Source organism: Methanospirillum hungatei (assembly GCF_020216685.1).
Taxonomy (GTDB): Archaea; Halobacteriota; Methanomicrobia; order Methanomicrobiales; family Methanospirillaceae; genus Methanospirillum; species Methanospirillum hungatei_B.
In genome coordinates, this window is the sequence record NZ_JAIWNS010000033.1 from 1 (window position 1) to 10,000 (window position 10,000).

At 43.6% G+C, this 10,000-nt stretch carries 12 protein-coding genes; 4 read left to right on the plus strand and 8 right to left on the minus strand.

Annotation, left to right across the window (positions count from 1 at the left end; translation table 11 throughout):
• The coding region (locus LDL35_RS01895; RefSeq protein WP_304018935.1) for a TetR/AcrR family transcriptional regulator at nt 1-529 on the plus strand (529 nt) is incomplete at its 5' end.
• Nucleotides 530-591: 62 nt separating this feature from the next.
• Here the strand turns inward: LDL35_RS01895 and LDL35_RS01900 are convergent.
• Nucleotides 592-729 (minus strand): hypothetical protein, encoded by a 138-nt coding sequence (locus LDL35_RS01900; RefSeq protein ID WP_304018936.1) that lies wholly within the window; start codon nt 727-729, stop codon nt 592-594.
• Nucleotides 730-851: 122 nt separating this feature from the next.
• A complete protein-coding gene (locus LDL35_RS01905; RefSeq protein ID WP_304018946.1) occupies nt 852-1,574 on the minus strand; it encodes a 4Fe-4S ferredoxin in 723 nt (240 codons plus the stop codon).
• Nucleotides 1,575-2,125: 551 nt separating this feature from the next.
• Between LDL35_RS01905 and LDL35_RS01910 the strand changes: the two genes are divergently transcribed.
• Both LDL35_RS01910 and LDL35_RS01915 read left to right on the plus strand, forming a co-directional pair.
• On the plus strand, nt 2,126-2,494 hold the full coding sequence (locus tag LDL35_RS01910; protein ID WP_304018937.1) for a nucleotidyltransferase domain-containing protein: 369 nt from the start codon (nt 2,126-2,128) through the stop codon (nt 2,492-2,494).
• On the plus strand, nt 2,487-2,876 hold the full coding sequence (locus LDL35_RS01915) for a HEPN domain-containing protein (protein ID WP_304018938.1): 390 nt from the start codon (nt 2,487-2,489) through the stop codon (nt 2,874-2,876). The genes LDL35_RS01910 and LDL35_RS01915 overlap by 8 nt, the downstream gene beginning before the upstream one ends.
• A 46-nt stretch (nt 2,877-2,922) precedes the next feature.
• Here the strand turns inward: LDL35_RS01915 and LDL35_RS01920 are convergent, their stop codons facing one another.
• Genes LDL35_RS01920 through LDL35_RS01930 form a run of 3 tightly spaced genes read right to left on the minus strand, consistent with a single transcriptional unit; the run spans nt 2,923 to nt 6,337 of the window.
• Entirely contained in the window at nt 2,923-3,285 is a 363-nt protein-coding gene (locus LDL35_RS01920) for a DUF6009 family protein (protein ID WP_304018939.1), read from the minus strand.
• A complete protein-coding gene (locus tag LDL35_RS01925; protein WP_304018940.1) occupies nt 3,282-5,390 on the minus strand; it encodes a hypothetical protein in 2,109 nt (702 codons plus the stop codon). The genes LDL35_RS01920 and LDL35_RS01925 overlap by 4 nt, the downstream gene beginning before the upstream one ends.
• Nucleotides 5,363-6,337 (minus strand): hypothetical protein, encoded by a 975-nt coding sequence (locus tag LDL35_RS01930; protein WP_304018941.1) that lies wholly within the window; start codon nt 6,335-6,337, stop codon nt 5,363-5,365. Before LDL35_RS01930 ends, LDL35_RS01925 begins: the two co-directional genes overlap by 28 nt.
• Nucleotides 6,338-6,612: 275 nt before the next feature.
• Here LDL35_RS01930 and LDL35_RS01935 point away from each other — a divergent pair, with 275 nt between their 5' ends.
• The gene (locus LDL35_RS01935; RefSeq protein ID WP_304018942.1) at nt 6,613-7,515 is read left to right on the plus strand and encodes a hypothetical protein; all 903 of its coding nucleotides are present in this window, start codon (nt 6,613-6,615) and stop codon (nt 7,513-7,515) included.
• Nucleotides 7,516-7,802: 287 nt separating this feature from the next.
• On the opposite strand, the gene LDL35_RS01940 is transcribed toward LDL35_RS01935, so the two are convergent.
• The 3 genes from LDL35_RS01940 to LDL35_RS01950 all read right to left on the minus strand — a co-directional run.
• Complete coding sequence (locus tag LDL35_RS01940) at nt 7,803-8,132, minus strand: hypothetical protein (RefSeq protein ID WP_304018943.1); 330 nt, start codon at nt 8,130-8,132, stop codon at nt 7,803-7,805.
• Nucleotides 8,133-8,464: 332 nt separating this feature from the next.
• Nucleotides 8,465-8,926, minus strand: a complete 462-nt coding sequence (locus LDL35_RS01945; RefSeq protein ID WP_304018944.1) for a hypothetical protein — start codon at nt 8,924-8,926, stop codon at nt 8,465-8,467.
• Between the two features lie 250 nt (nt 8,927-9,176).
• Nucleotides 9,177-10,000, minus strand: an 824-nt coding sequence (locus LDL35_RS01950) for a hypothetical protein (RefSeq protein WP_304018945.1), incomplete at its 5' end; no start/stop codon positions are given.

Sequence of the window (10,000 nt, forward strand, 5' to 3'; positions counted from 1 at the left end):
GATAGTTTTTGAAAAAGGGTACCAGCATGTGCGGATGGATGACATTGCGAGGGAAGCAGGAATTTCCCGACCAACCCTCTACCTCTATTATAAAAACAAAGAAGCCCTGTTTCTTGAGATCATCAAATCCATCATCGCCGATGTCAGTTCTATGGCGCAAAAGACCATCCAATCCGGTGAGATCCAGTCCTTTGGAGATTTTTTCGCAGAGGCCAATAACCGGTACAGGGACCAGTTTGCGATTGTCTTTGAAGTAATGGCAGGACTCCCAAAAAAACACCTGATTATTTCAGAGATTTCCCGGCTTCATGATGAGATGATACATCAGATCGCAATGTACCTTTCGATGCGGTTTCCTGACCGGCCAGTGAAATCTGACCCGGAGATTATGGCGAACGCCATGCTTGCCCTGTTTATTGGTCTGCAGATAAGGCAAAGACTCGGTCTTGATCCGAAAACGGCAGCACAGGTATGGGAAACGGTGATATCAGCTCCGTTTCAAATTAACAGCAAAATACATACTCTATAGTCCTAAAAACAGTTTGACCCTATATTGAGATGAAAAGGAGATTATATGAAAAAACTGGGGATTTATTTTATCTTTTTCTCAAGTTTCTTGAGTTTTTTCTTGGCAGAGTCACTCCCCGCTGCGGCCTGCTTTGCGAGATCTTCTGCCTTTGCCTTCTTCTCTCTGTTCAGCTTTACCAGTTGTTTTTTACTTGTTGGCATGTAACTCGTTGCTCCTAGGGGGTTCTATTTGCTTTTTTCCTTTAAACATATGCCTGTCCCGATAACCCAATATGAACCGACATATCCTTTTGGAGCCACGAAATTACCAACAATCAGCCCAATCACAGATATATCCGGCTCTTCTTTTTGTTCATCTCCTCTTTGGTGATATGCTCTCCTTTCAGTTTAAACTCCCAGCTTGGAGACATATCATTTATCCTAAGCACTCCTTCAGGGCACCGAAGCACACATCCAAGACAGGCAATACACCGGGACAGGTCAGTCTCCCCCGTCGTTGCATTTATGGCTCCGGTCAGACAGAACTCCTCACCCTCCCGGCACATACAGCAATCCGCCCCGTTCCGTGTTGGCACCTGTGTAAGAATCCTGAACCGGAACCCCTCTATCTGGTCAAGTAATTTTTCCGGATGACAGGTCTTTTCCAGCTCGCCAACCAGATTGGTATCCTTTCCGGAGAATCGGGCATAGATTATCTCGGCATACTCCCGTGCGACTGCAAAATCGGATTCATCCGGACGACCCTCCATCGCCTTCCAGCCACCGATGTAGAAGGTATGAAATGCGAGAAACTCAGCGGATGATACGACTGAAAACCCCTGTTGCTGAAGGAGCTGACAGGGGGTATAATGTGCCGGGTGAATCTGAAATCCGCCGTAGGTGAGGAATATTGCACATTTTTTCCCATCTCCGGAAAGATTGGGGATCCATTCTCGAACCACCCGGGGGATTCGCCAGGAGTGAACCGGTGATCCAAGTATCAGGGCATCATATGGTGTGCAGTCAAAACCCTTCTCCCGTGCACCATGGGGAGTAATATCAATCATATCCACATTGCACCCGAGATCTTCCAGGCGGTTCAGTGATTGCTGTATGTGCCACCGCCATGATCAGCGAAGGGGTCATGGAGATAAAAAACATCGCGATAAGAGAGGACTGGCAAAATAAAGGGGTCGGATACCGGTTCTTATTGGATATCATAGATTAGGCCAGGGAACAGGGATGTTCAGAACTCATCATCTGCACCGCTGATTGTGCAAAGAAGCAGTTATACCTCTATCAGAAGGTGGGGTTTCGTATATCTGAAATTGTTCAGGATTATTATCGGAATCACTATCCAGATCCCATTATTGAAAATGGAATAGAACTAAAAGATATGGTTATTCTGAAAATGTATCTTTGACCGAAGGTGGATGAGATCAAACTTATTTCATGACTCATAATTTAAAGGAATTTTTAGAGGTTTCCTCTCAATTGTTGGATCAAATCTAAAAATATATTTCATCTGGATAGTAATATTAATCATAGACAGGATAGGAATGTGTAGGAAATATTGTTGAATAATATAGTAAAGAAAGGATAAATATCTAATTAAATTATGAATCAAGTAAATATTACACTCAATGATACCTATCCAGGACAATTACTTCCTCCGTCAATAAAAGAGGCAATCATTCGATTCGCTTGTAAAATTAAAGATGAATTTCCAGAAAAAATCGTCCAAATTATCTTATACGGCTCGTATGCCAGAGGAGATTTTCATCAGGGTTCTGATGTCGACATACTGGTTTTAACTACTGATGACTCTTGGAATATAAAAAAGCGAATAATGGCCATTGGGTTTGATATGTATCCAGATATGGGAATTATTGTCTCTGCGAAAGTAATGACAGATGAACAATTCAGGATGATGAAAGATTTTTTATTCATCCGGCAAGTGTCAAAGGACGGAATTGCAGTTGTCTGACAATAAAGAAATCACCCTCCTTTTTCATAAATCATATGAAAAACTCTCTGTGGCTGAAGAACTGCATAAAAATGGCCATTATGAAGATGCTGTCTCCCGGAGCTATTATGCCTTGTATTATGCAGCCAAAGCTCTGCTCTCTTCAAAAGGAATTATTACAAAAACCCACAAAGGACTCATTACTCAAATCAGTGACCATTATGTGAACACTGGCCTTATGGATCATCAGATTTGGCATACTCTGGCCTATGCCGAATCCTTAAGAGAATCGGCAGATTATGGCACTGGAGAGCAGATAACCGAGGAAATATCACTGGACGTTATTGAAGAGAGCAAAAAATTCATTCAGATATGCGAAATTCTTGTTTCACGACAAAAATAGGGTTTAACAATTGGTTCAGGATCCCAGACAAAATATGGGATGGATATCAACAATACACTATTACCTCCCTTTCCCCCTCCTCTCCCCTACCATCCTGACCCCTCTCCACAAGCCGGACAGGATTTACCGCTTCGGTCGGCATCCGGCCACCAAACCCCCGGGGTCCCTTGTACACTCCGTCGGGAGAGAGATCCCGATCATATTCTTTGAGCCAGTAAAACTGATGGTGGTATAAATACACCCCTTTCGTGTTTGAATCCCTCCGCTCCACCAGTTCATACCCGATGAGTTTTCCAAACTGCTGAAATTTATTTCCTATAGTTTTTACCGGAAACCGGGAAGAGAGGCTGATATAAAGTGTTTTTCGGACATACGAATAATTCAGTGGATTATCAAGCCAGGTAATCATAATGATTTCTCCTTTTCATACAGATATTTCAATTCATTTAGATGGTTCTGACAGACCTGGTTATACGGCCGGTCCGGAATCTGGTACATCACAGATGTACGGGTAGAAGCAGTGCATCCCTTACACCTGCAGTATAATTCTGTCCGGTCATCATCAGGAATAGGAATATAGGCATCGACCGGAAGATCCTGACTCATACCATGATATGCGGCAAATTCCTGAAAGGTAGGAAACTCTGAAAGGCATGGCGATGTGGTTTCGTGAGCAGGCTGCATAAGATCATCTCCAGACTTACAGGATCTCTTTGCATCATTACCAGTCGGTTTCATAAACGATTCAATACCGGTAATCTCTGACTGGAGGACCTGATATTCAGAGCCTCTCAGGCATTCCGGACAATCGGGGATCGCTCCACCAGACTCATCATAATAATACCGTTGCATAATCTCCAGCCATTTCCGTCTGGTTGGAATCTCCATTGCCCGGATATTTTTTATCCCATGTGCAGTCTGAACCCGTTTCTGTCTGCTCACCATACCAATGCCTCCAAGAGCCCGGGAGACACTTTTTGAACTACACTTTAAACCTTCGGTTATCATTTTGGAGGTAACCGCCTGAATGCGTCCTTGATAGTAATATTTACCAAATTCTGGATCGCTCATCAGGATTTCATCTCCCAATGCCAGGGAAAGAACATAATTGAACATAATACCTTCATACGATTCAGCCCGTGTCCGCTTGATCTCCTGCTGCCGGTTATTGAGGTACCGTAAAAACCGCTCCTGCCCGTCAGGAAAGAGAGTCAGAATAATAGAGAGAGGTCGTGCCATCTGTTTTAACCGTCCTTCAATCCCTTTTCCGATACAGGAGAGCATGCATTCTTCTGAAACACGGGGCCAGTGCTCAAGGACAAACCTTGCAATAAGAGCCCTGATTTCTGCTACCTCCTCTGCATACGAGGATGGAAGTTCAGGTGGAATATCCTCCCGTGTCGTCTCATCCGGAGAGAAGGAAAGACACCGACCCTCGGTTGCTGAATCCTGGAACGGCTGCCTCATGGCGATGAGTTTGGGACCAAACGGATCAAAGAGATGAACCTGCGAAATGTCGTTTTTATCGGTCAGGATGAAGAAATTATCCTTCTCAAATCCGAGATTGAGGTACTTGATAAGAGACGACGACTGATCACCTTTCAGATCTGATTCATCGATAAGGAGTGTTCCCATCCATTTCTCTTTAAACCGCATGATACCGGAGATTGAAGACGCTCCTGATGCCCGGATAGGATAGAAACAGAGGTCAGAGATGACTTTTAAAAACCGACTCTTTCCTTTCCCGGTATCACCAAGGAACCGGAGATAGGGCGTGGTGCTGCACTTTGAATAATACCAGGTATACAGGATGTAGTAGACAAATAACTCATAATCATGCTCTTCAGCATCCAGGTATCTGAACAGGTGATTCCTGATTCGGGTATATAATGCTCCGGGTGGCAGAAGTTCTGCCTTTTCCAAAAGATCAGTCCGTGGAATTCCGACAATATAGGTGGTCGTGCCCCGATCCTGATGAACGGGAAGCTCCGGAGGGACCGTGACTATACCGGACGGATCGGTCTCTTCGCTCGAAAATACCACCTTGCCGTCCTGCAGGTGAGCATATGAATACCGGACATCCGGACTGATACAGGTAAGATAGAGGGCCCCGTCTTTCTCAAAAAACGGAATATGCCTGATTATCTCCTCTTCATCCGTGGAATCAAACATTTTCACAGTTTTGATATAGGAATATGCCAGATCCTTGATCTCCGAAAGAGCCTCATAATCCAGTTGCTGATACTCTTTCAGCTTCTTATTCCGCTTCTGCAGGGTTTTCATAACAGCATCGGAGGGTTTCCGGTTAGAGATCAGGTAGACGGCAATATCCCAGAATTCCTGTCTTATATCTCCTTCTTCAGAGGGATCCGTGGGAAAGAGGTATGCACCGGATTCTTTCACCTTTGAATAGGACCGGTCTTTTGCCATACCTAATGCTCTTCTCATCGTATCAGTAAACGGCGAGTGGATTGTCATCACTTCGGTCATGATCTCCTCCGTGATCTCTTCCATGCAATCCGTTCTAAAAACCTGACTTCAGGCTTTTCCCGATTCAGCACCTCCAGATGTTGTTTCATCACAGCCGAATCATATGTCCCACCACAGGGCATGATTCCTCGGCATATGGCATCCCAACCGGCTGCATCATACCCGGCAGCACACCGGAAACAGTAGACAACGCCTTTTTTGGGGTTCATAGCCACATTTCCTCCTGGTGACGTGCTCCCATGAACCGGGTGTACTCCCCGGATCTCGCTTCCCGCTATCCTGGCATCCCGTGGGAGGGTATCCATGACGGAGAGACCATACCGCTCGGTAATTGTCTTTCCTCTGCTCTGTACAGGGGCACGATAGTCCGGTTCAGGGATCGAATCAGCGATGGCCGGGCATATAATTCTGGTGATTTCCTCAATTTCTGACCATCTAACGGTCATTATGGACGCATCTGGATCATATATTTCATACCGGTTCCCATTCGGATGCAAAGAGAGAGGCCCGATACACTGGCCACCGGTTTTCTCTAACCCGGCCGGGAAGAAGAGTTCAACGATGGTCTGGTCCCTATCGCTTCGGATGGGGAGTTTATGCCCCCGGTAGTGGTCCGGTATATCCGGACAGGAGATGATTGCCCGGTATTTACGCCGGTCAGGCCATGCTGAATACCGGAATGTCTCTCTGACCAGATCCTTCCCGCCTGCTCCATGAAAGGTATCGGCATCATCCACGTCAAGGGAGAGGAGATCGGAACAGGGAGCAGGATAATACCCATAATTCCCGCCATGTAGCAGATGGACGGCCAGAATGGGATCATCATGACGTCTTCCCTGTGATACCAGGTTCCAGCCCTTATACGTCGGGCCCTTCTCCCCGGCCGGGACCATGACATAGAGCAGGTCTTCACGCTGCATCTGCCAGGGTATGCAGGATCCATGGGGTACAGAGGTTGTTGTGTTACTCATTGAGTCCCCCTCTGATCCTCAAAGCATCATGGATGTTATAGATCCAGTTGAAAGATGGTTCGTCACTCGTTTTTTAATAATGCCTAGATTTTTCATTTTTTCTCAATCCTGTCGTTATTGGCGTTTTACCGTACCGACTGTCGTGAAAAAGAACACCTGTGTGCTCATTTCTCTCTATTCTCGTTATTCGTGCTTCCATATAAGTCTTAGTATTATAATACCATGTATTAATTCATAGAAATATATTCATAGTAATAATTTCATATACATAGGTCATGACTGAAGGGAGAACGCGAGGCCAGAAGAATAATCCGGGAGTTACGAAACGGAAAATTATTGAGATTATCTTAAAGCAGTCTGAACCTACCCCAGAACCGGTGATTCGGGACAGTATTGCGAGCGATCTTGGGATAAAGGAACCAAAGAGTACTAAAATACAACTCGCCGCTGCAAAGGAAGAAGGGATTCTCCTGAAAGATACAAAAAGCGGCGTGAATTACTGGGATATTGATTTTACATCCGAGGCTCTTCTTGGATATGTTATTGACATCATCACCCTGATGCCGGAGGAGGATCGGGTCCCGTTCTTCTCTTCTTTATATGTTCAGGACCTGGTACTGAAAATGGCCGGTTTTATGGCACGGACAAACCGCCAGGGGGAACAATCCGGGTATAGAGGCACTCAAATCTCTGAATACTGGGGGTTTTTACAGAGTGAGCCGATTCATGAGACTCTGGATGAAGAACTTCCTCAGGACGTTTGGAAAGCCGTTCAATTTTACCGATGGGTTGTAACCCATTCTCCTTCTTTCTTCCTTTATCAGTTTCAGGATGCGGCTCGTATCAGCCCATACCTTGAATTGATCCTGGGATCACAGATGCTCAAAACCGAATGGAAGGATTATGATTTTCTTTATTTTGTCGGGACCATGGGGCTTATTATTGATTACAGCCGGTCAGATGAGAGATACCATGATGAGATTGCTGCATTCCTGGCCAAGAATTCTATCGACATCTTCAATCATACATCCTTAAAATATCCGGACCGGTTATTCTTGAATATGATACGGGCACATGAGATGATGCAGGAGAGGCACCCGGTCTGTTCGGGTGAGACCATAACACAGAAGTCATTTCGTCTGGATCCTCAAATATTTCGTAAATTTCAGGGTTTTTAGGAAATGGAGGAATTGTAACAGTTGTAACAGTTGTAGCAGCTCTATGGAAAAGAGACCTTCTAAATTTTTATTATTGACGTGTATGTATTCTCATATGGATGAAAAACCTCTCACTATTGGCGAAGATCTCATAAGCAAGATTTAAGAAGCCGGTACCTCGCATATATTTGGTGTTCCGGGAGATGTAAAAAAGTATTCGTTGATAATTGAGGATGTACCAGATGCAGATATTACGAAAGTACCTTATTCTGCGTCAAGAGAATGACACTATGAATCCTGTAAAATTTTTATCCTTTTTTTGGGCTCTTTCTCCTCCTCAATCTCCCATGACTCTGTGCTCCAGAGGAGGGGCCGGTTTTGTCGCATATGTTCAGAGTGGAAGTACGACAATCATAGAAGATCATGATGGGACTCTGGAACTTACCGTTCATGACATTATTCCCATTTTTACCTGGCATCGGGAAAAGAGCTTTTTTTCCTATTGAAGGGCTATCGGGGGTATCGTATCCTCTGAATGCTACGGGGCTATTTTCCGGCTCAGATACTGATTCTGGAGGGTTTTTTGTAATTTCTAACCTCTCACTCGCTGAAGAGAATACGAATTTTTTACAGCACATGTACCGCCACATGAATTTTATGAAGGTGACGTATTGAGAACGTGTATAGGTAACAGAATACTGTGAGTTTTTCAAATGGAGAACGATATCATGATTGCAGGATATATCCTGAAGGGCCCCTCATCCCTCCGCAGAATACTCAAAGCATGAGTTATGATTTAGATATTGCATTGTACAATACTATTTGAATGGTGGGGCGAGGCCCTGTAAATTGACATGGCAGAAATTTAATCCGAACTGATTTCCATCTCTATCGTTTTTTCAGATATGGGCGAGGACTAGTAATAACATGAATGCTTATGAATTTATAAAAAACGGAAATACTTTTAATTTTATATCAAGCCCGAATCCGCGGATTTTTGGACACATGCCACGTATTCAGCAACCAGATAATAATTATTCAGGTCATCTTCGTCAAGACCACGAAATACGAATAGCTCATCCCAGAGCTGACTGCTCCCCTCGACCATGAAATATCCGGATTCAAGTTCAAAACCAACAATGATATCACATCCCTTGAATATCTCATCCTGATTTTCATAGAGCCTTTTTTCGGTTCCGGTATTTTTTATCTGGAAGACCTGTAGCAGGGGGATTTTGTCTGAAGGAATCTTGTGAGCGTAATACTCGTTCAAAGTTACATTATCATAGACGATCCGGAGTAGGTTTTGTTCGGTTCGTTCTATAACCGGATAGTTCTCCTTCAGGTATACAATGACGTCTTGTATGGGTTTGTTGTTGGGTTTGAGTTTAGGCCTGTAGGTGTCATAGGTTTCCCTCCAGTTTCGAACCATTTCCGGGGTTGGTTCCTGCATGAGCATAATTAGGTGAAAGATATCTCACTCATGAATAATCAATGAATCCTATATTCTTGCCGAGTCATATCGATGAAGGGGGAGCAATCCCAAAATCGTGAATTATTGCCCTTCTTTTTCAACCATCTCCCCTACTCGTAGAACTTTTCCAGGCTGCTTAAAGCATTCAATGGCATCCAACATATCCAATATACGAGTAATTAAGTTTTTTTGACACTGTCTTCTACGGTTATTTTTCTCCTCTTTCTTCTTTCAATTTATTGATCTTTTCTTTCAGTATAAACTCTAATTTCGCCCTGATTTTTGCATTCTGTTCATATTCATAGGTAACTAAATCCTCGTCCTTTCTTCGTACCTGTTCATACACATCTGTATATGATTTCTTTAGATATTGCTGAATGTCGACACCTTTCTCTCTTGGAATTAAATCCTGTAATGTTTTAAGTTGATATCGCTCAGTCGCTGTGAATTTTTTCTCCATCCGATTCCATACGGTATCACATGCTTCCTCATAAGGCACTCCTTGCAGCTCTAATTTTTTCACTTCTTCCAAGAATTCCTTACCTTTTGTACTGATAAGAGTATTCGTACCCATTACATCGTCACGAATTGCTTTTGCTACTTTTTCGGGGAAATCGAGGGGACTGCTTGGAATCCTTAATATATTTGTGCCAATCTCTTTTATGGTATCAATAAGAAGTTCAGATAATTTTTCATCGTCATATGTGCCTATTGAATCGATATCAATATCCGGATATTCCGTTTCATAAATGTCAATATGCCTATTTATCTGATCCTGAATTTGTCCAGCCAATTCTGGATCATCCTTGAGCACAGATATTATATCTTCACTTGATGCATCAATATTCCATTCCTGCTTGATAAAGGAAGCCTGATTATCTAAATCAGGTGTTTCTTTTTGCTTTTTTTCTCCGATCTCGTCAATTTTTTCTTTATCTGAAGAGGTCTTTTCTTCCGAAGATTCCTCTGATGTATCTTTTGTTATCACACCAGTCAGAGCTCCGGCAAGGTCCAGAGAAGAACTACTGATTA